Raw genomic sequence first — 23472 nt, 5'->3', positions numbered from 1 at the left:
GCGACGACTTCTCAGTTACAGCGACGCGGTGGCGATTCTCGGCGGCGACAGCGCGGCGCTGACGGCGGCCGACCAGGCGCTCGGCGGGGCGCTGTCGATGGCGACGGGCGGGGCGAGCGGCGCCGTGCTCAACCTGTTCGAAGCGCGGGGCGGGGTGCTCCGGCTCGGGCGCGACCTCACCTCCGGGCTGCGGGAGCGGCTGGGCGCCTCGGAGCGGGCCGAGCGCACGGACCGGATCGCGGCGGCGCACACGGTGCTCGTGGTGACGGCGTACTTCGAGGCGCTCGGGGAGGTGCGACTCCCCTTCGACCTGGCGCAGGTGCGGCTCACGCGGCGCGAGCAGATCGGGCTGGCCGGCGGTTCGCACGACGCGCACGACTTCGTCGAGCGGCTGGTCACCACCGGCGCTCCTCAGCCCGCCCCCCACCTCGCCCACGAGCAGACCCTCGGCGCTCTCCTCGTCTGGTACGGGGACCTGTCGGCCCGGCTGAAGTCCTTCCTCCAGGGGCTGGCCGTGTGGGACCGGCTGCAGGAGCCGGAACGCCGCGCGACCGAGGAGGCCCTGGGCTCCACCCTGTGCGAAGCGGCGATCAGCCGTTACGAGGAGCTGTACGCCCAGCTCGCCCTCGACGTACCGGAGTTCGGCTTCTGGTCCGGACAGGTCGAACACCGGGCCACCCGCGCCGGCCTGCGCCAGGCGCTCGCCGGAATCGAGACCGCCCTGGCGGGTCTGACCGCCGTACGCCCCCTCACGCACGCCGCCGCCGCCCTCGCCACCGGCTACCGGGCGGCGCTGCCCCGCCCGATCCTGGCCGAGGGGGACGCGCCGACGGGAGTGTGCCTGCCCACCCTCGGCGAGGGGTACGTCGACCCGGACTTCCGCGTCCGGGCCGTCACCGAAGGTCCCCACGGGCCCGCCGAAGAGGAGTGGTGGGAGTCCGCGCCCGTCCGCTCCGACCTCACCGAGTACCTGGCGGGCGCCCTCACCTCGGTCGCCACCGCCGCCGCGCCCCTGGTCGTCCTCGGCCAGCCGGGCGCGGGGAAGTCCGTACTGACCAAGATCCTCGCGGCCCGGCTGCCGGAGGCGGGCTTCCTGCCCGTGCGGGTCATCCTGCGCGAAGTGCCGGCCGACGCCGAGGTGCAGGACCAGATCGAACACGCCGTACGTGCCACGACCGGCGAGCGGGCTTCCTGGCCCGATCTGGTCCGGGCGGCGGAGGGAGCCGTGCCCGTGCTCCTCTTCGACGGCTTCGACGAACTGCTCCAGGCCACGGGCGTCAGCCAGTCCGACTACCTGGCACGCGTGGCCCGCTTCCAGCAGCGCGAGGCGGACCAGGGACGGCCCGTCCTCGCGCTCGTGACCAGCCGCACCGCCGTCGCCGACCGCGCCCGCTACCCGCAGGGCGCGGTGGCGCTGCGCCTCGAACCCTTCCGGGAGCAGCAGGTGGAGCGCTGGCTCGACCTGTGGAACCGCCTCAACGAGCCGTACCTCACCGCGAACGGCCTGCGCCCGCTGCCCGCCGCCGTCGCGGCCCGCCACCGGGCCCTGGCCTCCCAGCCGCTGCTCCTGCTGATGCTCGCCCTGTACGACGCCACGGGCAACGCGTTGCAACGCGGAGCGGCGGACGACGAACCCCTGGGCGAGGCGGAGCTGTACGAGGAGCTGCTGGCGTCGTTCGCCGTCCGCGAGGTCGGCAAGTCCGCCACGGCGCTGACCGGCCGGCAACTGGCCAACCGGGTCGAGCAGGAGCTCCAGCGCCTCTCCCTGATCTCCTTCGGCATGCTCAACCGGCACCGGCAGTGGATCAGCACGGCCGAGCTGGAGCAGGACCTGGCCGCGCTGCTCGGCCGCGCCGAGCCGCCCAGGGCCGGGTTCCGCGCGCCGCTCGACCAGGCGGAGATCGCGCTGGGCCGGTTCTTCTTCGTGCAGCGGGCACAGGCGCTCCGCGACGAACAGCGGCTGGCGACGTACGAGTTCCTGCACGCCACCTTCGGCGAGTACCTGGCCGCGCGTCTCGCCGTACAGCTGCTGACCGGTCTGCTCGACCAGCGCCCGGCGCTGTCGCTCGGCAGGGCGGGTGTCGACGACGACCTGCTGTACGCCCTGCTGTCCTACGCGCCGCTGTCCTCCCGCCAGATGCTCCGCTTCGTCGGCGCCCGGATCCGGCGTGTCGCCCCCGAGGACCGTGAGCGGCTGGGCGAGTTGCTCGTCACCGTGATGGCCGACCACCGCAACCGCACCGAGCACCGGTTCGCCGAGTACCGGCCGACCGTCCGGGCGACCTCTTCGCGGCACGGTCTGTACGGCGCGAACCTGATGATGCTGACGGTGCTGGTCAGGGACGGAGTCACGGCGAGCCAGGTGTTCCCCGGGGACGCCAATCCGGCCGGCACCTGGCACCGGCACGTGCTGCTGTGGCGGTCGGCCTTCACCGAACCCGAGTGGACGGACTTCGCCATAGCGCTCGACCTCGTCCACACCTGGAACGGCGACCGGCGTGACCTGGCCATCCGGCCGGCGGACGATGTCCCCGCCCCCGAACCGGTCGACGCCTACTGGCTCTACGGCCGCCCGCCGGGCCACGCCGACCGCACCGGCGGCGTCTGCTGGTCCCGCCCGTATCCGGACCAGATCCGGCACAAGATGGCGGTGTCCGGCGGGACCAATGACGCGCTCGTCCTGCATGCCGCAGACCCTCTCTTCCGCTGGATGGGGCCCGCCGTCACCACGTTTGTCGGCACGCCGGAGGGGACCGCCACTTCGGTCGCCCACAGCCTGACCGACCTGTGGCTGGCCGGCGGCCTCGGTGCCCCGGCCGGCCACCTGGCTGTTCTGTACGAGCGCTGCGGCGCGTTCCTCCGGCGGCCCTCCGGTCTCGACCCCGGCACCCGGGAACGCGCGATCCGGCTTGTGCTGGGGCAACTGGTCAACGATGCCACTCGGTTGCCGGCGTCCGTGGTATGGGATGTGCTGGACGCGCTGTACCCGCAGGAACGGGACCCGGAGGCGTCGCTGGAACTGAAGGCGCGTGCCGCGATGGCGGCCCTGGAGTCCGGCGCCACCGGGGAGGAGCGCGAGGAGCTCCAGAACTACTGGGAACTGGTCGTCGAAGCCCTCCTGGCCGGCGGCGCCTTCACCTGTGTGCTGGGCCTGTGGGCGGAAACGCCCGCGTCACAGTGGGAGAGCGGGTGGTTCGGTGACACGGTCCGTGAGGTGCTGGACCGGACGCCCGAGAGCCAGCTGCGCGGCGCGCCCCCGGAGACCCTGGCCCGGGTACGCGGCCTGGTCGCCGCCTATGCCCGGGCCCGTCCGGACAGCAACGGCCCTCACCCCACATCGAGCGCGTTCCGCAGCCCGAGCCGGTAGCGCGTGCGGTCGTGGCGCTTCAGGAACTCGATCCCGGGCGGGCGGAACAGCGGGGTGACCGTGCAGCGGGGCGCCGTCGAACCGGTACGGTCCAGCAGCGCGTTGACCGCCGCGCGGGCCGACGCGTTCGCGCCCTCCATCGTCGCCAGGTCGATGTCGACGGACACGTAGTCGCCCGCCAGGAAGAAGTTGGGGATCCTCGTCCCCGCGGACGGGCGGTTGTGCAGCGTGCCCACGGGGTGGATCAGCAGCTCGTCCTCGTTCGTCGGGTTCGGGGTGCCGATGCCGTCCACGCCGGGGTCGAGGAACCACGAGTGCAGGGCGCCGTCGCGCAGTACCGTCCTGCCGGTGTCGTTGAGCGCGGCCTTGAGCTGCGCCCAGACCTCGCGCGCGACCTCCTCGCGGGTGCACTGCTTCGCCGTTTTGCCGTACAGGATCCCGGTCCTGTCCCACTCGGAGATGTCGACCGACAGGCAGTCCGCGACCGACCCGTCGCCGTAGTCGGCGGCGAAGTCGCGGTCCGGCCAGTGCTGGGCCTGGGCGATGGCCGTCAGGGACCAGGGCGAGTCGATGCAGTTGAGGTGGCCGTGCAGGATCGGCGTACGCTCCGTCAGATAGAACTGGATGCCCGTCATCCAGTCCGTCCGGAGCCGGTCGCAGCGCGCCAGTTGCGGGTCGGCGGCGCGCATCGCCGCGGTCCAGGTGGGACGCGCGTGTTCCACCGGCAGGGCGCAGACGTAGTGCCCGGCGGTCACGGTCCGGCGTACGCCCTGCGGGTCCTCGATCACCGCAGCCGAGATCCGGCCGTCGGCGTACTTCATCTCCCGTACGGTCCAGCCGATCCGGAAGTCGACGCCGAGCCCGCGCAGGTGGTCCGTCCAGGGGTCGATCCACGCCTCGTTGGTCGGAGCATTGAGGATGCGGTCCGGCGGGCCGTCGGCGCCGCGGCCCAGCGCGTTCAGCACGAAGGCCTCGCCCAGCGTGCCGACCGTGCGGGTGCTGGCCTCCTCCGCCTTCGTCGCGACGATGTTGCGGGTGACGCCGATGGCGAGGATGCGCTGGTAGTCCTCGGACATGCGGGCGGCCCGGGTGAACTCCCACCAGGGCGTGCGCTCCCAGGTGTCGTCGCGCCGCTCGTCGCAGCTGGTCAGGAAGACCAGCGCGCGGTTGACGAAGTACGCGCTCTCGTGCGCGGGGAGGTTCGCGGCCGTTTCGAGGAGCCCGGTCAGCGCCCGGCGCAGGTCGTCGAGGGTGAGCTCGGCCGGCTGGTGGCCGGGCCACGGAATCGGCATCCGCAGGTCCTCGCGGCCGGTGCGCGCGAACATCATCTCGCGCGGGGCGACGAGGTTGTCGTGCACGCCGTTGGTATTGCCGGGGAACGGGATGCGGCGCATCGTGTCCGGCAGGTTGTGGTAGATGCCGGGGATGAAGCGGAAGCCGTGCTCGGCGGGCAGCGGCCTGCGGCCGCCCTTCGCGCTGTCCGGTACGTCCATGCTGCGGGCCTTGCCGCCGAGCGCCCGCTTCTCGTACACGGTGACGGCGAAGCCGCGCTCGGCGAGTTCGTGGGCGGCTGTGAGGCCCGCGACCCCGCCGCCCAGCACGGCCACGGCCTCCTGAGCCGTACGCCCCGAAGCGTCCGCCGGCCCGGCGGACGCGGCCACCGCGGGGGCCGCTCCCAGCGCTGTCGGCCCGCCCGCCGCCACGGCCGCGGCCCCTGCCACGAAGGTGCGTCTGGAACTTCCCATGCCTCGCCCCCAGTCGATTACCGGCGGTAACCGCCGCGTCAGGCCCAGGAGAATACGGGCGGCCCCCAGGACCCGGAAGGCGCGTGCGGTCCCCGCCCGCACATTGGCGCGAAAGGGCCCCACCGGTCGCGGGGCACAATGAGGACATGTCCCGACGCAGTTCACGCGGTACGAGCCGCCGCCCCCAGGGCCGGCCGGCGCCGCCCGCCGCCCTCTCCGCCGCATCGCCCTGCCCCTGCGGGCTGCCCGCCACGTACGGCGCGTGCTGCGGACGCTTCCACTCCGGAGCGGCCGCCGCGCCGACGGCCGAGTCGCTCATGCGCTCCCGCTACAGTGCGTTCGCCGCCCGGGACGCGGCGTACCTGATGCGTACCTGGCACCCCGGAACCAGGCCGCGCACGCTCGACCTCGACCCCGACATGCACTGGCAGGGCCTGGACGTCCTGGCCACCACGGACGGCAGCGCCTTCCACACCACGGGCACGGTCACCTTCCGCGCCCACTACACACATCAAGGAGAGGCCGGATCCCTGCACGAGCAGAGCCGCTTCGAGCGCCACGAGGGCGCCTGGGTCTACCTCGACGCGGTCTTCACACGCTAGCCGTCGGACCCTTTCCTCCCGCTCTGGTCGCGTTTCGGGCGACATCGCAGGGGTACTGCGGACGCGACGGCGGATCACCCCGCCGCCCCACCCGCCGCACACCCCTCGCACCACCGGGAGGCACCAGATGGACGGCACATCCGCGCTGGGGCACGATCCCCTCAAGCCGGCGTGAGCGCCGCACCCGAGCGCACGGTCCGGGCCCTCCTCGAGGCGCACGGGCGTACGTACGCCGCCGAGGCAGGCATCCGGCTGCGCGACACACCGCAACCCCTCTACCGCCTCCTCGTCCTGGCCTGTCTGCTCAGTGCCCGCATCCGGGCCCCGATCGCCGTTGCCACCGCCCGCGCGCTGCACGACGCGGGGATGCGCGACGCGCGCCGGATGGAGCGCGCCACCTGGCAGAAGCGCGTCGACGCCCTGGGGCAGGGCGGTTACCGCCGCTACGACGAGCGGACAGCCACGCAGTTGGGGGACGCGGCCCGGCTGGTGCTCGGCACGTACGGCGGCGACCTGCGCCGCATGCGCGCGGCCGCCGACGGCGATACGGACGAACTGCGGCGCCTGCTGCGCGAGGTGCCAGGACTCGGGCCCGCCGGTACGGACATCTTCCTGCGCGAGGCGCAGGCCGTCTGGCCCGAAGTCGCGCCGTACCTGGACCGGAAGGCGCTCCAGGGCGCGGAGCGGCTCGGGCTCCCCACGGCGCCGGACGAGCTGGCGGGCCTCGTCGGTGAAGGGGAAGTGGCCGCACTCGCGGCGGCGCTCGTACGGGCCGCACTCGACCGGCGCATCGCGGACGAGCTCCGGACGGTCCGGGACTGACCACCCGGGTGTCCGCATCGCCGCGAGCGGGTCGCCGCAAGTGGGCCGTGACGGGCGGGTGCTGACGGGCGGCGCCGGCGGGCGGGGGGTCAGTGGCGGTCTCCGCGTGCGGGTGGCGAGGGGCGCGGCGCAACAGGTGTGGCGTCACCGGCTGCGGGCCGCGCGACGCGGGGACGGGCGACGGGCGCGGCCACCGGCACGGATACCCTGGGCGCCGTTGATATGCCTGGGCACCATGAGGAGAACCAGCGTGGCCGAGTCCGTCATACCGCCGCCCGACCCACTCGCCCCGAGAGGCACGCCTCTTGGGGCGTCGCGACGCGGGGTCCTCCGGTGGTTCGCGGCGTTTATCGCGTTCGTCGCCCTGGTCCACTCCAGCATGCTGCTGCTCTACGTCGCCACGGACTTCCCGCTGTCCAGGACCTACGCGAAGCAGGTCAACGGATGGATGCGGCCGCTCTTCCCGCAGGACTGGAGCATCTTCGCGCCCGAGCCCTCCAAGTACAACCAGCACCTCGAGGTGCGCGCGAACGTCGACGGCAGGTTCGGCCCCTGGATCGACCTCACCGCGCACGACAACGCGGCGTACCGGGGTGAACTGCTCCCCAGCATCGAGGACCAGCTCGTACTGCGCCGGGCCGTGTCCCAGTACCGGACCAACGCCGCGCGCGGCAACGCCCGCCAGGCCACCGGCCGCTCCGCGCGCTACCTGCTCAACGTCGTCCTCGTACGGCTCGACGACATGGGCAAGGAGCCGGGGCAGGCCGTGCAACTGCGCCTGAAGAGCACCCGCATACCGGCGCCCGGCTCCAGGCCGGACGCCTCCGTCACGCGCCCGCAGTATCAGACCCTCGGGTACTGGAAGGTCCGCTCATGACCGTACGCGCAGCACTCGTCCTGGGGCGCGACTCCGCCGCCGGGCTCGGCCGGAACGTCGTGGGCACCGCCCGGAAGCTGACTCTCCAGCCGCTCGCGCCCTACAGCGCGGCCGCGATCCGCATCGGCCTCGGCGGCCTGTACCTGATCCACCTGCTCCGCGAATCGGCACGCGCCGACCGCCTGTGGGGGCCGGGTTCCCCCTTCACGGCCGACCTCTTCGAGCAGACCCTGCGGGCCAGGGGCTGGGACGGCGCGTTCTCCTGGTGGTACTCGCTCCTCGTCACCGACAGCGCGCTCGTCTTCTGGGCCTGGTACGGGCTCGCCGTCGTGCTCAGCGCCCTGCTGATGCTCGGCTGGCGGACCCGCGTCGTGGCCGTGCTCTTCTGGTTCCTCGTGGTGGCCTTCTACATCCGGGGGTCCATGGCCAACAGCGGCTGGGCGCTGCTGAGTCTGCTCTTCGCCAACTACCTCGTCTTCGTCGCGTCCGGCCGTCACTGGTCGCTCGACGCCCGCCGCCGCGCCCGCAGGGCGGAGCGGGGGGAGAAGGCGGCCGGGGCGCGGTTCGTCTTCTGGGGCGAGGAGACGGAGGAACTGCGCCGCCGCGTGGTCACCGTCCTGCACAACGGCGGCATGGCGATGATCGCGCTCCAGGTCATGGTGATCTACGGCTCCGCGGCGATGTACAAGATCCAGGGCGAGTCGTGGCGCAACGGCACGGCGCTCTACTACTCGATGATGTACGACGACTTCTCGACGTTCCCCGAACTGTCCGCCTGGATCGCGGGCCACGGCACGTTCGCGGCGTTCATGGCGTACGTGACCGTGTTCTCGCAGATGCTGTTCCCGGCGCTGGTGTTCAACCGGCGCCTGAAGTACTGCATCCTCGTCGTCATGCTCACCACGCACATCGGCATCGGTGTGCTGATGGCGCTGCCGATGTTCTCGGCCATCACGATCGTCGGGGACCTGGTGTTCCTGCCGACCACCTTCTGGCTCGCCGCGTCACGGCTGGTGCGGACGGTGCGGGCGGCTCCGCAGGAGAAGGCGCGGGCACCGGTTCCGCCGCCCCGGGCAGAGGACGGCGAACCGGTGACGGGCGCGGAGGTCCGTTCGACGGCGTGACCCGGCGTCGAACCGGCGTAGGGCGCTGAGGTCCGTGACATCGCCCGCGGACCCGGCTCAGCGGCGGCCGGCCGGCAGGCCGGAGCCCTGCGCCAGGTCCTCGGCGAGCAGCCGCTTGGCGATCGCGTCGAAGGCCGCCGTCAGCTCCTCGTTGCCCGGCCGCCCGCCGTCCATCTCCAGCCGGTCGCCCAGCCACCGTGCCCAGGCCGCGCTGATGACCTCCGCCTCGCGCGCGCCGGCCGGGGTGTGCGACAGCAGGGTGCCGTCGCGGGTGAGGTAGCCCTCGTCCACCATCCGGTCGAAGACCGGCAGCAGGATTTCCGGCGGGACGTTGCGGCGGGCGGCGATCAGTCCGAGGCTGGCGTGTCCGACGATGCGGGTCAGCAGGGCGACCTGCATGACCGCCCACGCGCCCGCGATGTCCAGCCGGGTGTCGGAGCCGCTGACGATCCACCGCGCCGTGTCCGGGCCCTTGGCGCGGAGGATCTGCGCCACGGACAGCTCCAGCAGCTTGGCCGAGTCGCCCGACATCGGTGAGGCGAACCCCTCGCCCATGTCGGTCGACCCGGCGCGGGCGGCGTCGCGCAGCTTGACCTGTTTGAGGAACAGCGACACCACGAAGCCGACGAGCGCGACCGGGACCGTCCACAGGAACACCGTGTGCAGCGAGTCGGCGTACGCCTGGACGATCGGCTCCGCCTGCTCGGGCGGCAGCGCGTGCACGCCCTCCGGGCTCTGGGCCGCGCCCGTCAGCGTCCCGGGGTCGGCCCCGCTCGCGCGGGCGGCCTCGGCGACGCCCGCGGTGAGGTTGGGACGCAGCGCGTTGGCATAGATGGTGCCGAAGACGGCGGTGCCGAACGACATGCCGAGCGTACGGAAGAAGGTGACGCCGGAGGTGGCCGTGCCGAGGTCCGCGTACTCCACGGTGTTCTGCACGGCGATCGTCAGCACCTGCATGCACAGGCCGATGCCGATGCCGAGCACGAACATGTAGAGCGACTCCAGCCAGGTGCTGGAGCCCGTCCCCATCAGGGACAGCAGGAACAGGCCGATGCCCATGACCAGCGAGCCGACGATCGGGAAGACGCGGTACCTGCCCGTCTTGCTGACGACGTTGCCGCTGAAGACCGAGGCGATGAGCAGACCGACGATCATGGGGAGGGTGCGGACGCCCGAGACCGTCGCGGAGTCCCCGTCGACGTACTGGAGATACGTCGGCAGGAAGATCATCGCGCCGAGCATCGCGAAGCCGACGACGAAGCTGAGGATCGAGCAGACGGTGAACACCGGGTTCGAGAACAGCCGCATGGGCAGCATGGGCTCCGCGGCCCGCGTCTCGGCGTAGCAGAACAGCGCCAGCGCGATCAGGCCGCCCGCGAACAGGCCGATGATGACGCCCGAGCTCCAGGCGTACTCGATGCCGCCCCAACTGGTCGCCAGGATCAGGGCGCTCGCACCGAGCGCGACGAGCGCGATGCCGAGGTAGTCGATGACGGGGCGGGCCGCGGAGCGCACGGACGGGATGGTGCGGGCGGCGGCGATGACGACGACGATCGCGATCGGCACGTTGACGTAGAACGCCCAGCGCCAGGTGAGGTGATCGGTGAAGAGCCCGCCCAGGAGCGGGCCGACGACGGTGGCGACGCCGAAGACCGCGCCGATCGCGCCCTGGTACTTGCCGCGCTCGCGCAGCGGGATGACGTCGGCGATCAGCGCCATCGAGGTGACCATCAGGCCGCCGGCTCCGACGCCCTGGAGCGCGCGCCAGGCGATGAGCAGGGTCATGTTGCCCGAGAGGCCGCAGAGGAAGGAACCGGTGATGAAGACGACCGCCGAGACCTGGAAGACGACCTTGCGGCCGAACAGGTCGCCGAACTTGCCGACGAGGACGGTGGCGACGGTCTCGGCCAGCAGGTAGGCGGTGACCACCCACGACATGTGCTCGGCGCCGCCGAGTTCCGCGACGATGGTGGGCAGCGCGGTGCCGACGATGGTCTGGTCGAGGGCCGCCAGCAGCATGCCGAGCATGATCGTCCCGAAGACGATGTTGCGCTGCCGGCGGTCGAGCACGGGCGGCGCGGAGGCCGCCGCCCGGGGTACCGGGGCCGTGTCCGGGCTGGTCTCGCGGGTGGTGGTCACCCTTGCACCCTCACACCGGCGCGGGCGGCGCGCACGCGCTGACGGCCGTACGCCGTAGGGGCCGGCCCCGTGAGGGCCGGCGGGAAACAGCCCCGCCCGCGGTACGGGGTCGGGCGGCCCCGGGGTGGGCAGACTGCACCGAGGGGAAATCCGGGCTGAGGGGGACGGCATGGCGGACTTCGCGGTGATCGGCGGCGGCATCGCCGGACTGGCGGCGGCGCTCTTCGCCGCCAGACGCGGAAACCGCGTGACGGTCTTCGAGCGCGACGCCCGCGCCCCCGGCGCCCTCTCCCTGGACGAGGACTTCTTCGGCCGGCGGCGGCCGGGCGTACCCCAGGCCGTCCAGCCGCATCTGCTGCTCGGCGCCGCCCGCTCCGTGCTCCGCGAGGAGGCCCCCGACGTCTACGACGCGATCCTGCGGCTCGGGGCCCGCGAACGCAAGGAACTGGACTGGTTCGAGGAACGGCCCCCCGCCCGCCCCGGCGACGAGGACCTCGTCACCGTCCAGGCGCGGCGCATCGTCGTCGAGACGGCGCTCACCGACGCGTTGCGCGCCGAGCCGCGCGCCGCCCTGCGCTACGGCGAGCCCGTCACCGGGCTGCTCGTCGACCCGTCCTCGACCCCGCCCCGCGTGCGCGGCGTACGGACCCCGCTCGGCGCGTACGAGGCCGAACTGGTGATCGACGCGGGCGGCCGCCGGTGCGCCGCGGGGGAGTGGCTGACCGGGGCGGGCTGCCGGCCCCCGGCCGTGGAGCGCCACCGTACCGGCATCGCGTACTTCTCCCGCTGGTACCGGCTGCCGGACGGGCGCGTGCACGGTCCCGTCCGGCCCTGGACCGTGGCCGGCGGACGGTTCGCCGGGTGCGCCGTCTTCCCCGCCGACAACGGCCTCTTCGCCGTCACGCTCTTCGTCCACACCGAGGACCCGACGCGCGGCGCGCTCCGCGACCCCGCCGTGTTCGAGGCGGCGGCCCGCGCCTTCCCGCCGGGTGAGGCGTGGCTCGAACTGGGGGCCCGCCCGCTCTCCCCGGTGTTGGCGACCGCCGCCCTCGACAACCGCTGGAGCGTGCTCGTCGACGACCGGGGCCCCGTCGCCGCCGGCATGGTCGGCGTCGGCGACGCCGTCACCCACACCAACCCGACCCTCGGCCAGGGCATCTCGCTCGCGCTGTGGACGGCCCGCCGGGTCGCCCGGGCGACGGACCCCGGTGCGGGCCCCGGCCGTGGCCCGGGCCCGGCCCCCGGTTCCCCGGACTTCGTCGCCGAGCACTACGCCTGGGCGCTGCGCACCCTCCGGCCCTGGTTCGACTTCCAGGTCGTCACCGACCGGGCGGTGGGGGAGCGGTTCGCCGTACGGGAGTTCAGGCCCGGGCACGCGCGGGAGACGGCGGCGTTCTTCGAGTGCGCCCAGGAGGACCCGGAGGTGATGCGGGCGCGCGCCCGGGTCCGGCACCTCGTGACGCCGCCCGCCGAGGCGTACGGAGACCCGGAGGTCAGGGCCCGGGTCGAGGCGTGGCTCGCCGCGCGCCCCGGCTACATACCCCGGCAGATCGGGCCCGACCGCCGGGAGTGGGACAAGATCACCGCGCCCTGAGACCGGCGCCGTCTCACCGCGCCCGCAGCACGTCCGCGAGGTCGTAGCTCACCGGCTCCTCCAACTGGGCGTACGTGCAGCTCTCGGGCGTACGGTCATCACGCCAGCGGCGGAACCTGGCCGTGTGCCGGAAGCGGTCGCCCTCCATGTGGTCGTACGCGACCTCGCACACCGCCTCCGGCCGCAGCGGCACCCACGACAGGTCCTTCTTGCCGGACCAGCGGCTCGGCGCTCCCGGCATCCGGGCGCTCTCGTGCGCGGCCTCGTCAGTCCACGCCGCCCACGGGTGGCCCTGCGGTGACTCCATCCGCAGCGGCCCCAACTCGTCGATCAGCTCCTGGCGGCGGCGCATCGGGAACGCCGCGCACACCCCGACGTGCTGGAGCGCGCCCGCGTCGTCGTACAGGCCGAGCAGCAGCGATCCGACGACGGCCCCCGTCTTGTGGAACCGGTAGCCGGCCACGACGCAGTCCGCCGTCCGCTCGTGCTTGATCTTGTACATCAGGCGGGTGTCGGGGCGGTACGGCATGGACTCCGGCTTGGCCAGCACCCCGTCGAGGCCCGCGCCCTCGAAGTGCTCGAACCACTCCTTCGCCACTTCGATGTCGTTCGTCGCGGGCGCCAGGTACACGGGAGGCGGGGCCCCCTCCAGCGCCCCGGCCAGCGCGCTGCGCCGGTACACGAACGGGGCGTCCAGCAGGGCCTCGTCGTCCAGGGCCAGCAGGTCGAACGCGACGAAGCTCGCGGGCGTCCGCTCGGCGAGCGTCCGCACCCGGGACTGCGCCGGATGGATGCGCTCGCTGAGCCGGTCGAAGTCGAGCCGGCCGTCGTGGACGACGACGATCTCACCGTCCACGACGCAGCGGCCGGGCAGCGCGGCGCGCAGCGACTCCACCAGCTCCGGGAAGTAGCGGGTCAGGGACTTGCCCGTCCGGCTGCCGATCTCGATCTCGTCGCCGTCCCGGTGGACGATCGCGCGGAACCCGTCCCACTTGGCCTCGTACTGCATCCCGGGCCCCGGCGGGATGGCGGCCACGGCCTTGGCCAGCATCGGTTTCACGGGCGGCATCACCGGCAGATCCATACGTCGATTCTGCGACGTTTCGCCACGAAACGCCCGACATCCCTCCCGCGCGTGGCGGAGCGGTCCCGGTGTGCGGCGCGCGCCGGACCGGCTTAGCGTGGCGGGCATGGGTGAAGCGGTGGAGCTGCATGCCGGAGAGCGGACCGTACGACTGTCGAGTCCGGACAAGATCTACTTCCCCGAGCCCGGGTACACCAAGTGGGACGTGGCGCAGTACTACCTGGCCGTGGGCGACGGCATCATCCGCGCGCTGCGCGACCGCCCGACCACGCTGGAACGCTTTCCCGAAGGCGTCGGCGGCGAGTCCTTCTTCCAGAAGCGCGTGCCCAAGAACCTCCCCGACTGGATCCCCACCGCCCGGATCTCCTTCCCCAGCGGCCGCACGGCCGACGAGATGTGCCCCACCGAGCCCGCCGCCGTCCTGTGGGCCGCGAACCTGGGCTGCCTGACCTTCCACCCCTGGCCCGTGCGCCGCGACCGCCCCGAGCACCCCGACGAACTGCGCATCGACCTCGACCCCCAGCCCGGCACCGACTTCGGGGACGCGGTCCGGGCCGCCCACGAACTGCACGCCCTGCTCGACGAACACGGGCTGCGCGGCTGGCCGAAGACCTCGGGCGGGCGCGGTCTGCACGTGTACGTGCCCATCGAGCCCCGCTGGACCTTCACCGAGGTACGCCGCTGCGCCATCGCCGTCGGCCGCGAACTCCAGCGGCGCATGCCGGACCGGGTCACCACCGCGTGGTGGAAGGAGGAGCGCGGCGAGAAGATCTTCGTCGACTACAACCAGACGGCGCGCGACCGCACCATCGCCTCCGCCTACTCCGTACGGCCGCGCCCGCACGCCCCCGTGTCCGCGCCGCTGACCTGGGACGAACTCGACGACGCCGATCCCAGGGCGTTCGACATCGCCACCATGCCGGTGCGGTTCGCCGAACTGGGCGACGTGCACGCGGACATGGACGACCACGCGTTCGGCCTGGAGAGCCTGCTGGAGCTCGCCGCCCGCGACGAGCACGACCACGGCCTGGGCGACATGCCGTACCCGCCGGACTACCCGAAGATGCCGGGCGAGCCGAAACGGGTGGCGCCGAGCAGGGCGAAGCGCGAGGACGCGTGAGCGCCGCGTGAACGGGCCACCGGACGGCGCGGCGGACTCCTCGCGCGGCGCCCACGGCAGAGCGCCGACGCGCGCGGAGAAGTGGGCGGTCTTCAAGGAGTCGCCGTTCCTGCCCGCGCTGGTGCTGGTCTTCATCCTCGCCCTCGCCGCGGGGCTGTTCGCCGGCTCCTACACGTACACGATGGCCAATCCCACCCCGCACCGGATCCCGACCGCCGTGGTCGGGGACATGGGCGCCGGGGGCGGGCGGGCGTTCGCCACCGGCATGGAGCGGGCGCTCAACGCCTCGCTGGTCCTGACCCCGTACGCAACGGACGCCGGGGCGCGCGAAGCCGTCGAGGAGCAGGAGGAGTTCGCGATCCTGCGGACCAGGGGCGCCGGCGTGGAACTCGACGTGGCGGGCGCGTCGGGCGCCTCCGTCGCGCAGGTGCTCGCCGAGACGGGCGCGAAGGTCGGCCGGCAGGCCGGTGTGCCGGTCGTCATCAGGGACATCAAGCCGCTGCAGGAGGGGGATCCGCGCGGACTCGCCCTCTTCTACATCTCGCTCGCCGCCGTCATCATCGGATTCGTCGGCGCCATCCAGCTCAGCGTGCACGCCCGCGCCCTGAACCCGGCCGAGCGGACCGCCTTCACCGTCGCCTACTCGCTCCTCGGCGCGTTCGCGATCGCCGCCGTCGTGGACTGGCTGCTCGGCGCGCTCGACCTGCCCTTCGCCGAGTCGTGGCTGATCCTCGCCCTGACGATGTTCACCTCGGGCATGGTCTTCACGATGTTCAACACGCTGATCGGCCGCTGGGCGATGCTGCCCACCTGGGGCCTGATGGTCCTCCTCGGCAACCCGTCGTCGGGCGGCGCGGTGTCCTGGCCGCTGCTGCCGTCCGCACTGGGCCACATCGGCCGCTGGCTGCCACCGGGCGCGTCCGTCAACGCCCAGCACACGGCCGTGTACTTCGAGGACCACCAGCACCTCTTCCCCTTCCTGGTACTGGGGACCTGGGCGCTGGTCGCCTGCACGGTGTTCGGCGTGTACCGCCACCGGCACCCCGGCGGCCGCGACCGCGTGCCCGCGCACGCGGCCGCGCCCGCCGGGGCGTGACGGCCGGCCTGGCTACAGCGGCTTGACGCGGATGTCGCGGTACGAGATCACGTCGGTGGTCCCGTGGACCTGGAGGCCGATGTAGCCGGAGGCGTACCGCCGGCCGTCCGTCCCCGGGTCGCCGCCGCGCGGCGGGTAGAAGTCCTGCCCGCCGGTGTTGTCGAACTCGTTGATCAGGACACCGTTCCTGAAGACCGAGTAGTGCTGGCCCTCCACCCGTATCTCGTAGTCGTTCCAGGTGCCCTTCGGCGTGACGCCCGCGCCGCCGAGGCCCACCCGGTCGAAGCCGTAGACCGAGCCGGTCTTGTACATGTCGCCGTCCGGGCGGTCCAGGATCTGCACCTCGTGCCCGTACTTGATAGCCACCCACTCCGGACGCGGTTCCTCCGGGTGGTCGTGGACCTGCGGGAAGCGGACGAACACACCGGCGTTGGCGTTGCCCGTGCCCGGAGCGTCGTCGCGCCAGCGCAGCTTGAGGGAGAAGTCCTCGTACCTACGCTCGGGGAACCACAGCATGCCCATGCCGGGCGTCGTGGCGCTGCTGGTCATCGAGCCGTCCGCGTTCAGGCCGAACGAGCCGCCGCCGACCTGCTGCCACTTGGCGAAGGAGGACTGCGTACCGTCAAACAGGTCGCGGTAGCCGGCCGTCCGGCCGGGCTTGCCGATGCCGGACTGCCGGGCGGCGCGGTAGATCTTCCGGTGCTCCCGCTCGTCGACGACGCCGTCGTACAGCAGCTTGTCGAGGACTTTGTCGACGTGCTTGAGGAACAGGGCCTGGGAGGTCCACTCCCGCTCGTCCTCGATCAGCTCGTTGATCGTGCAGCGGCTGCGGGTGATCCGGTTCGGGACGCCCGTGTCGACCGTGCCGACGACGACCGTCAGCCGCTCGTCGTGCTCGGGGCAGTTCGGCGCGGGCACACCGCCGCCCTCCGCGACCGTGAACGCCACCCGCTGCCCGAGAGACGTGTTGCCGGCCTTGTCGGTGGCGCGGTGGTCCACCGTGTGCCGGCCGACGCGGTCGACGATCAGCGGGGTGGTGTACGCCAGGTACGGGCCGCCGTCGAGCGAGTACTCGACCTTGTCGACGCCCGAGCCGCCCGCGTCGGTCGCGGCGAGCGTCACCTTGGCGCTGGTGATGTACGCACCGTCGGCGTTCTTGTCGCCGGTCACCGTCGCCGCGGTCACCGGCGGTGTGGTGTCGTCGCTCGGCGGGGCGACGACGGTGAAGTCGACGGCCTTCTCGGCGGCGGTGTTGCCGGCCTTGTCGGTGGCCCGGTAGCGGACCGTGTGCGTGCCCGTCTCGTGGACCATGACCGGGCCGCTGTAGGTCGTCCAGGCGCCGTCCGTCCCGAGCGCGTACTGGATGGTGTTGACGCCCGAGCCGGTGTCCGACGCGGTCACCGTGACCGTCGCCATGCCGATGTACTGGCCCTGCGCGTTCTTCTCACCGCTGACCGTCGCCGAGGTCTCCGGCGGTGTGGTGTCGTCGCTCGGCGGGGCGACGACGGTGAAGTCGACGGCCTTCTCGGCGGCGGTGTTGCCGGCCTTGTCGGTGGCCCGGTAGCGGACCGTGTGCGTACCGACCTGGTGGACCATGACCGGCGCGGTGTACGGCTGCCATGCTCCGTCCGCCCCGATCGCGAACTCGGTCCTGTCCACCCCGGAGCCCGCGTCGGTCGCCGTGACGGTCACCGACGCGTGTCCGACGTACGCGCCGTCGGCGTTCTTCTCTCCCTCCACCTTCGCGGAGGTCTCCGGCGCGGTCGTGTCGCCGCCGCCTCCCTCGGTCACGGTGAGGACGCCCTGCATCGAGCCGTGGCCGGGGATGGTGCAGTGGTAGAAGTACCGGCCGGGCGTGAGGGTGACGGTGGCGGTGTGCCGGCCGCCCTGGGCGTCACTCGGGCTGGCGAGGATGTTCAGCTGTACGTCGTCGTTGTACTCGGGGTCCGACACGCCGAACGTCAGCGTGTGCGGCATTCCCGTCGTGTTGCCGGTCGCCGCGCTGTTCTCGAAGACGATCGTCGTCTCGCCGGCCACCGCCGTCCTCGGGAAGGTGAGATAGCGGTCGATGGGGTCGCCCGCGGTCCAGGTGAGGGTTTGGGCGGCCGCGGCGTCCGGGGCCGCCGCGTCGTCCTCACGGCCGTACGCCGCCGTCGGAGTCAGGCCGAGGACCATCAGGAGGGCGGCCGCGATCACGGTCCACAGGTGAGGAGTTCTCCGTTTCAGCTGCACTGCCTACTCCGCCTTCCTGGCCAGGTCCGCGGCGGCCGGAGTCGGCTCGCCGCCCTTGTACGTCACGCGCCACAGCGCCGACTTGGCGTCCGAGGTGAAGAACCCGCGCCCGTAGTCGAGTACGTACAGGGAGCCGTCCGGTGCGAACTTCCAGTCCATGAGGTTGCGGATGCCGTCCGCGCCCACCGGGACGATCTTCTTGAGCGACTCGGCGTGCGTCGGCAGCCCGCCGTCGCCGACGGTCCTCGGGTCGGTGAGCACGGCGTGGCGCGGCTGCTCGCCGTCGTAGAAGTCCCCGACGAACCACTTGCCGTCCCAGTAGGAGGGCCACTTGTCCTTGCTGTCGCTCGTCGCGTCGTAGCGGTAGACCGGACCGTTCATGGTCGCCTGACCGCCTCCCTTGAGCCACGGCAGCAGGAGCTTCTGCTCCTCCTGCTTGTAGCTCGGCACGCCGTCGGCGTCGCGCGGGTAGTCGACGCCGCCGCCCTGGGGCGAGTACCAGATGGTGTTGGGGGTGACGGGCGGGAGGTTGACCAGGCCGTCGTTGTTCGGGGACTCGTTCTTGGGCCTCTCGCAGTCGTACCAGCCGAGCGGCTTGCCCGGATCGGGCAGGTTGCGGTCGCGGTACGGCTGGTTGTTGCCCATGCAGTACGGCCACCCGTGGTTGCCCGGCTTGGTGATCGCGGCGAACGTGTCGTACTTCGCCGGGCCCCAGGTGGTGCTGGGCGCGCCGGCGTCCGGGCCGACCCAGCCGGCGTACAGGATGTCGGTCTTCGGATCGACGGCGATACGGGCCGGGTTGCGCACACCCATGACGTAGATCTCGCCGCGCGTCTTGCCGCCGCCCTCGTCCGGCTCCCTTCCGGTGAAGAGGTTGCCCGCCGGGAGCGTGTACGTACCGTCGTCCTCGGGGTGGATCCGCAGGATCTTGCCGTTGAGGTTGTTGGTGTTGCCGGCCGTGCGGCGGGCGTCCGCGAAGGACACGCCCTTGTAGTTCGGCTCCGGGTTGTTCCCCGAGTAACCGTCGCTGAAGCGTGAGGAGTTGTTGTCACCCGTCGCGATGTAGAGGTTCTCCTTCGAGTCCCACGCCATGCCGCCGCCCGCGTGGCAGCAGCTGTGGATCTGGACCGGCCACGTGAGCAGGACCTTCTCCGAGGCCAGGTCCAGCTTGTTCGTGGCGAGGTCGAGCGTGAAGCGCGAGACGCGGCGCTCGGCCATGCGGGTGTCGCGGTCGATCCGCGAGTGGGGCGTGTAGTGCAGGTACACCCAGCCGTTGGTGAGGAAGTCGGGGTCCGTCTCGACGCCGAGCAGGCCCTCCTCGTTCTTGACCAGTTCGTCGCCGCCGCCCTTGTTCCCGAAGACGGTGAGGGCGCCCGCGAGCGTCACCTTCTTGGTCTTCGGGTCGTAGACGTGGATCTGCCCCCGGCCCTTGCCGATGTCGGGGTTGTTCCAGTCGGTGACGACCGGCGCGTCGCCGTCGCCGCCGCCGCGGCCGATGTAGAGGACGCGGCCGTCCTTCGCGGTCACCAGGCCGTGCGGCTCGCCGATCTGGTCCGACTGGCCGGGCTGGTTGGGCGCGGTCAGGCGCTCGGCCCTGTAGTGGGCGTTGATGCCCGCCTTGCAGTCGGCGCGTGCGATGCGCGTCGTCCACTGGAGGGCGCCGCGCAGGTGGTCGCGGAAGTCCGTCTCCTCGAAGGACTCCGGCGTACCGCCCATGCCGGTGTAGAAGGACCGGCCCCCGTCGTAGTCGCGGCACCAGGAGACCGGGTGGTCCCAGCCGTTCGCGCTCGTCCCGGGCTTGTACGTCGCCTCCCGGACGCGGGCCACCGTATGGACGTCGCCGGACGGGTTCTTGGTCCAGTTCAGCCACTTGTCGGGGCGCTTCCACTGGAGCGGCAGGCCCTTCGTCGCGGGGTGCTGCCGGTCGCCGGTCTCCACGGTCGCGCGCTGTACGCCCGACGGGCCGCCGGCGGCCGGCCGTGCGCCGATCAGACCGCCGAACCAGTCGGAGTACGGCTCGGTGCGCGCCGCGTCGTGGATGCCGAGGAAGCCGCCGCCGGCCTCCATGTACGCCTCCAGGCCCGCCTCCTGCTCCGGGTCCAGCACGTCGCCGCCGCCGGTCAGGAACACGACGGCGTTGAACCTGCCGAGCCGGGCGGTGGTGAAGACGGACGGGTCGTCCGTCGCTTCGACGCGGAAGCGCTGGGCCGCCGGGCCGGACCGGCCGATGCTCTCGATGGCGGCGATGCCGGCGTCGACCGTGGGGGACTCGTCGGCGGCGGCCGAACCGTGGAAGACGAGCACCCGGACGTTCGCTCCGCCGGGCGGAGACGGGAGATCGGGGAGCGACAACGTTGTCGAGTCGGTCGCAGGCGGCGGGGGCGGCTCTGGATACGGCTTGGCGGAGGCCGAGGTGCCGCCGAGCAGGCCGGATACGACAACTCCGGCCGTCAGCACGGCGGCCAGGCCGCGTCGGCGTTCTGACCGGTGATGTGGTGCGCGCTGCATGTGTTCACCCATCCCTCAGTGGTCACAGGAACAGCCGATGAAGCTAGACCTCTTCTCGCGACACGCCAAGAGGTATGACCGGAATAGCGCGAACTTTGTCCTTGGTGTGGATGAACGCCGCCGCCCCCGCTACGGTGTGGCCGTCGATCTCCGAGGCGCGCGTGGGGAGTTGGGCCATGGACAGGCGAAGCTTCAACCGGCGGTTGCTGGCGGGCGGTGCGGTCGCCGCCGCCGGGGTGACATCGTTGTCGTCGGCGGGTTCCGCCCCGTCGGCGGCGGCAGCCGGGACCCCGCCGAGGACCGCGCCCGGCGGGGGGCAGGTCCACCGGCTGAAGATGTACGCCGAGAAACTGCCCGACGGGCAGCTGGGTTACGGGTTCGAGAGGGGTAAGGCGACGGTTCCGGGGCCGCTGATCGAACTGATCGAGGGCGACACCGTGCACATCGAGTTCGAGAACACCCTGGACGTGCCCGCCAGTCTCCATGTGCACGGCGTCGACTACGACGTGGCGAGCGACGGCACGAAACTGAGCAGAAGTCACGTGGAGCCCGGCGGCACCAGGACGTACACCTGGCGCACGCATCTGCCGGGGCGGCGCAAGGACGGCACCTGGCGGTCCGGGAGCGCCGGGTACTGGCACTACCACGACCATGTGGTGGGGACCGATCACGGGACGGGCGGCATCCGCAAGGGGCTGTACGGCGGGGTGATCGTGCGGCGCAAGGGCGACATCCTGCCGGACAGGACCTTCACCATCGTCTTCAACGACATGACCGTCAACAACCGGCCCGGCCACCAGAGTCCGGACTTCCGGGCGACGGTGGGCGACCGGGTGGAGATCGTCATGATCACGCACGGCGAGTTCTACCACACGTTCCATCTGCACGGCCATCGGTGGGCGGACAACCGGACCGGCCTGCTGGCGGGCCCCGACGACACCAGCCGCATCATCGACAACAAGATCACTGGACCGGCCGACTCGTTCGGGTTCCAGATCATCGCCGGAGAACACGTCGGGGCCGGGGCGTGGATGTACCACTGCCACGTGCAGAGCCACTCCGACATGGGGATGGCCGGACTGTTCCTGGTGGCCAAGCCCGACGGCACGATCCCCGGGTACGAACCGCACCACCCGCAGGGGCACGCGCACTAGCGGCCGCGCTCGGGGCCCGCGGCGGGGTGCATGCACCCCGTGCGAAACGCCGCCCGGCCACCGCGTTGATCGGACGTTGAGCGGACGTTGATCGCCGCGGGGAAGGGTGGAGCGCATGATCACCACTTCCGAACTCCCCTGGCAGGAGACGGCTTTGTGCGCCCAGGCGGGGCCCGAGTTCTTCTTCCCGGCTCCCGGCAGCTCCACCCGCGAGGCCAAGCAGCTGTGCGGCGCGTGCGAAGGGCGGGTCGCCTGCCTGGAGTACGCCCTGACCAACGACGAGCGGTTCGGAGTCTGGGGCGGACTCTCCGAGAAGGAGAGGCTGCGCCTCAGGCGCGGCTCGCGTTGAGCCGCGAGGCCCCCTGGCACGGCGACCGCCCGGCGTACATGCTGAGGGCCGCAACGTCCGCGAACGGCTCGGGGAGACGCCATGAGTGAGTACGACTACGTTGTGGTGGGAGCTGGTTCGGCGGGATGCGTGCTCGCCGCGCGCCTCTCCGAGGACCCCACGGTGCGGGTCGCGGTGGTCGAGTCGGGAGGCAGCGACCGCCGGACCGAGATCCGGGTCCCCGCCGCGTTCCCCAAGCTCTTCAAGACGGCGTACGACTGGAACTTCAGCACCGCCAAGCAGGACGGGCTGGACGGCCGCGAGCTGTACTGGCCGCGCGGACACGTGGTGGGCGGCTGTTCGTCGGTCAACGCGATGATGTGGGTGCGGGGCCACCGCGACGACTACGACGCGTGGGGCGAGGCCGCGGGGGACGCGTGGTCGTACGACGGGATCGTGCCCTACTTCCGGCGCGCCGAGCGGTGGACGGGCGGCGCGGACGGCCGTTCGGTGTACGGGACGCGGGGGCCGATGGTCGTCTCGCCGCCGCGTGACCCGAACCCGACGACCGCCGCCTTCCTCGACGCCTGCCGGAGCGCCGGTCTCGCGGAGCTGGCGGAACTCAACGTCCCCGACCCCAGCGGGTTCGCGCCGACCCCCGTCAACCAGCGGGCGGGGCGGAGATGGAGTACGGCCGACGGCTACCTGAAGCCGGCCGCGCGGCGGCGCAATCTCGACGTCGTCACGGGCGCCCGGGTGCGACGGCTGGCCTTCGAGGGCACGCGCGTCACGGGAGTGGTGACGGACGGCGGCACGGTGCTGCGCGCCCGGCGGGAGGTGATCCTCAGCGCGGGGGCCGTCGGATCACCGCACCTGCTGATGCTCTCGGGCATCGGGGACCCGGAGCATCTGCGCGAGGCCGGTGTGGAGGTGCGCGTCGCCTCTCCCGATGTCGGCCGGCACCTGAAGGACCACCTGTCCACGGCGGTGACCGTGCGCTGCCCGCTCCCGGTCACCCTGACGGGCGCGGACACGCTCGCCAATGTCGCGCGCTTCCTGCTGACCGGGCGCGGGCCGCTCACCTCGAACGTGGGAGAGGCCGTCGCGTTCCTGCGGAGCACGCCGGAGCTGGCGGCGCCCGACCTGGAGCTGATCTTCGCTCCCGGGCCGTTCGTCGACCACGGCCTCACGCCGCCGACCGAGCACGGAATCACGATCGGTGTCGTCCTGCTCCAGCCGGAGAGCGAGGGACGCATCACGCTCGCCGGTGACCAGGTGGACACGGCGCCCCGCATCGACCCCGGCTACCTGACGGACGAGTCCGACCTGCGGCGACTGGTGGCGGGCGTACGCCGGGCCGAAGCCCTGCTGGCGCAGCCCGCGCTCGCGCCGTACACGGACGGCCCCCTGGCGCCCTACCCGGGAACAGTCGACGACGAGACGCTGGCCCGGGCCGTCCGGCAGTCCGCCGAGACGCTCTACCACCCCGTGGGCACCTGCCGGATGGGCGCCGACGAGGGGTCGGTGACCGATCCGAGGCTGCGGGTCCGCGGAGTGCGGGGGCTGCGGGTCGTCGACGCCTCGGTGATGCCGGGCATCACGCGGGGGCACACGCAGGCCCCCACCGTGGCCGTCGCCGAGAAGGCGGCGGAGCTGATCCGCGAGGACGCGCGGGCGTAG

16 protein-coding genes are annotated in these 23472 nt (G+C 72.4%); 11 read left to right on the top strand and 5 right to left on the bottom strand.

Annotated features, from left to right (window positions below):
• Positions 1 to 28: 28 nt before the first annotated feature.
• Entirely contained in the window at positions 29 to 3367 is a 3339-nt protein-coding gene (locus AC07FK_RS18625; RefSeq protein WP_479105982.1) for an NACHT domain-containing protein, read from the top strand.
• On the opposite strand, the gene AC07FK_RS18620 is transcribed toward AC07FK_RS18625, so the two are convergent.
• Complete coding sequence (locus AC07FK_RS18620; RefSeq protein ID WP_479105981.1) at positions 3328 to 5112, bottom strand: hydroxysqualene dehydroxylase; 1785 nt, start codon at positions 5110 to 5112, stop codon at positions 3328 to 3330. The genes AC07FK_RS18625 and AC07FK_RS18620 overlap by 40 nt on opposite strands.
• A 146-nt stretch (positions 5113 to 5258) precedes the next feature.
• Between AC07FK_RS18620 and AC07FK_RS18615 the strand changes: the two genes are divergently transcribed.
• The 4 genes from AC07FK_RS18615 to AC07FK_RS18600 all read left to right on the top strand — a co-directional run bounded on the left by AC07FK_RS18615 (position 5259) and on the right by AC07FK_RS18600 (position 8537).
• A complete protein-coding gene (locus tag AC07FK_RS18615) occupies positions 5259 to 5714 on the top strand; it encodes a YchJ family protein (protein WP_479105980.1) in 456 nt (151 codons plus the stop codon).
• Between the two features lie 171 nt (positions 5715 to 5885).
• The gene (locus AC07FK_RS18610; RefSeq protein WP_479105979.1) at positions 5886 to 6536 is read left to right on the top strand and encodes an endonuclease; all 651 of its coding nucleotides are present in this window, start codon (positions 5886 to 5888) and stop codon (positions 6534 to 6536) included.
• A 250-nt stretch (positions 6537 to 6786) separates the two neighbouring features.
• Positions 6787 to 7413, top strand: a complete 627-nt coding sequence (locus AC07FK_RS18605; RefSeq protein ID WP_479105978.1) for a DUF5819 family protein — start codon at positions 6787 to 6789, stop codon at positions 7411 to 7413.
• Entirely contained in the window at positions 7410 to 8537 is a 1128-nt protein-coding gene (locus tag AC07FK_RS18600) for an HTTM domain-containing protein (RefSeq protein ID WP_479105977.1), read from the top strand. Before AC07FK_RS18605 ends, AC07FK_RS18600 begins: the two co-directional genes overlap by 4 nt.
• 57 nt (positions 8538 to 8594) lie before the next feature.
• On the opposite strand, the gene AC07FK_RS18595 is transcribed toward AC07FK_RS18600, so the two are convergent.
• Positions 8595 to 10676 carry an MDR family MFS transporter gene (locus AC07FK_RS18595; RefSeq protein WP_479105976.1) on the bottom strand — a complete coding sequence of 694 codons (2082 nt, stop codon included), beginning with the start codon at positions 10674 to 10676 and terminating at the stop codon, positions 8595 to 8597.
• A gap of 169 nt (positions 10677 to 10845) precedes the next feature.
• Between AC07FK_RS18595 and AC07FK_RS18590 the strand changes: the two genes are divergently transcribed.
• The gene (locus AC07FK_RS18590) at positions 10846 to 12270 is read left to right on the top strand and encodes an NAD(P)/FAD-dependent oxidoreductase (RefSeq protein WP_479105975.1); all 1425 of its coding nucleotides are present in this window, start codon (positions 10846 to 10848) and stop codon (positions 12268 to 12270) included.
• A 13-nt stretch (positions 12271 to 12283) separates the two neighbouring features.
• Here AC07FK_RS18590 and AC07FK_RS18585 read toward each other — a convergent pair whose 3' ends face one another.
• Positions 12284 to 13354 (bottom strand): ATP-dependent DNA ligase, encoded by a 1071-nt coding sequence (locus AC07FK_RS18585; protein ID WP_479105974.1) that lies wholly within the window; start codon positions 13352 to 13354, stop codon positions 12284 to 12286.
• Between the two features lie 106 nt (positions 13355 to 13460).
• Here AC07FK_RS18585 and ligD point away from each other — a divergent pair, with 106 nt between their 5' ends.
• Entirely contained in the window at positions 13461 to 14474 is a 1014-nt protein-coding gene (gene ligD / locus AC07FK_RS18580; protein WP_479105973.1) for a non-homologous end-joining DNA ligase, read from the top strand.
• A gap of 7 nt (positions 14475 to 14481) precedes the next feature.
• Positions 14482 to 15570: an ABC-2 transporter permease gene (locus AC07FK_RS18575; RefSeq protein ID WP_479105972.1), complete on the top strand. Its 1089-nt coding sequence runs from the start codon at positions 14482 to 14484 to the stop codon at positions 15568 to 15570.
• 12 nt (positions 15571 to 15582) lie between these two features.
• Here the strand turns inward: AC07FK_RS18575 and AC07FK_RS18570 are convergent, their stop codons facing one another.
• Together AC07FK_RS18570 and AC07FK_RS18565 are read right to left on the bottom strand one after the other, a co-directional pair.
• The gene (locus tag AC07FK_RS18570; RefSeq protein WP_479106188.1) at positions 15583 to 17745 is read right to left on the bottom strand and encodes an OmpL47-type beta-barrel domain-containing protein; all 2163 of its coding nucleotides are present in this window, start codon (positions 17743 to 17745) and stop codon (positions 15583 to 15585) included.
• 60 nt (positions 17746 to 17805) lie between these two features.
• Positions 17806 to 20310 (bottom strand): ThuA domain-containing protein, encoded by a 2505-nt coding sequence (locus AC07FK_RS18565; RefSeq protein WP_479105971.1) that lies wholly within the window; start codon positions 20308 to 20310, stop codon positions 17806 to 17808.
• A gap of 176 nt (positions 20311 to 20486) precedes the next feature.
• Between AC07FK_RS18565 and AC07FK_RS18560 the strand changes: the two genes are divergently transcribed.
• The 3 genes from AC07FK_RS18560 to AC07FK_RS18550 all read left to right on the top strand — a co-directional run bounded on the left by AC07FK_RS18560 (position 20487) and on the right by AC07FK_RS18550 (position 23472).
• Positions 20487 to 21464, top strand: a complete 978-nt coding sequence (locus tag AC07FK_RS18560; RefSeq protein ID WP_479105970.1) for a multicopper oxidase domain-containing protein — start codon at positions 20487 to 20489, stop codon at positions 21462 to 21464.
• A 115-nt stretch (positions 21465 to 21579) separates the two neighbouring features.
• Entirely contained in the window at positions 21580 to 21813 is a 234-nt protein-coding gene (locus AC07FK_RS18555) for a WhiB family transcriptional regulator (protein WP_479105969.1), read from the top strand.
• Positions 21814 to 21894: 81 nt separating this feature from the next.
• Positions 21895 to 23472 (top strand): GMC family oxidoreductase, encoded by a 1578-nt coding sequence (locus AC07FK_RS18550; RefSeq protein ID WP_479105968.1) that lies wholly within the window; start codon positions 21895 to 21897, stop codon positions 23470 to 23472.

It is taken from the genome of Streptomyces sp. NPDC046122, from assembly GCF_056429965.1.
Note: the sequence above shows the minus strand (reverse complement) of the source record. Positions and strands in the feature narration are given on the sequence as shown.

What these genes read in the sequence shown, in the direction of transcription:
- AC07FK_RS18620 (WP_479105981.1), bottom strand. Translation starts at nt 5,112, where the DNA reads ATGGGAAGTTCCAGACGCACCTTCGTGGCAGGGGCCGCGGCCGTGGCG.
- AC07FK_RS18615 (WP_479105980.1), top strand. Translation starts at nt 5,259, where the DNA reads ATGTCCCGACGCAGTTCACGCGGTACGAGCCGCCGCCCCCAGGGCCGG.
- AC07FK_RS18600 (WP_479105977.1), top strand. Translation starts at nt 7,410, where the DNA reads ATGACCGTACGCGCAGCACTCGTCCTGGGGCGCGACTCCGCCGCCGGG.
- AC07FK_RS18590 (WP_479105975.1), top strand. Translation starts at nt 10,846, where the DNA reads ATGGCGGACTTCGCGGTGATCGGCGGCGGCATCGCCGGACTGGCGGCG.
- AC07FK_RS18585 (WP_479105974.1), bottom strand. Translation starts at nt 13,354, where the DNA reads ATGGATCTGCCGGTGATGCCGCCCGTGAAACCGATGCTGGCCAAGGCC.
- ligD (WP_479105973.1), top strand. Translation starts at nt 13,461, where the DNA reads ATGGGTGAAGCGGTGGAGCTGCATGCCGGAGAGCGGACCGTACGACTG.
- AC07FK_RS18570 (WP_479106188.1), bottom strand. Translation starts at nt 17,745, where the DNA reads ATGGTCCTCGGCCTGACTCCGACGGCGGCGTACGGCCGTGAGGACGAC.
- AC07FK_RS18565 (WP_479105971.1), bottom strand. Translation starts at nt 20,310, where the DNA reads ATGCAGCGCGCACCACATCACCGGTCAGAACGCCGACGCGGCCTGGCC.
- AC07FK_RS18560 (WP_479105970.1), top strand. Translation starts at nt 20,487, where the DNA reads ATGGACAGGCGAAGCTTCAACCGGCGGTTGCTGGCGGGCGGTGCGGTC.
- AC07FK_RS18555 (WP_479105969.1), top strand. Translation starts at nt 21,580, where the DNA reads ATGATCACCACTTCCGAACTCCCCTGGCAGGAGACGGCTTTGTGCGCC.
- AC07FK_RS18550 (WP_479105968.1), top strand. Translation starts at nt 21,895, where the DNA reads ATGAGTGAGTACGACTACGTTGTGGTGGGAGCTGGTTCGGCGGGATGC.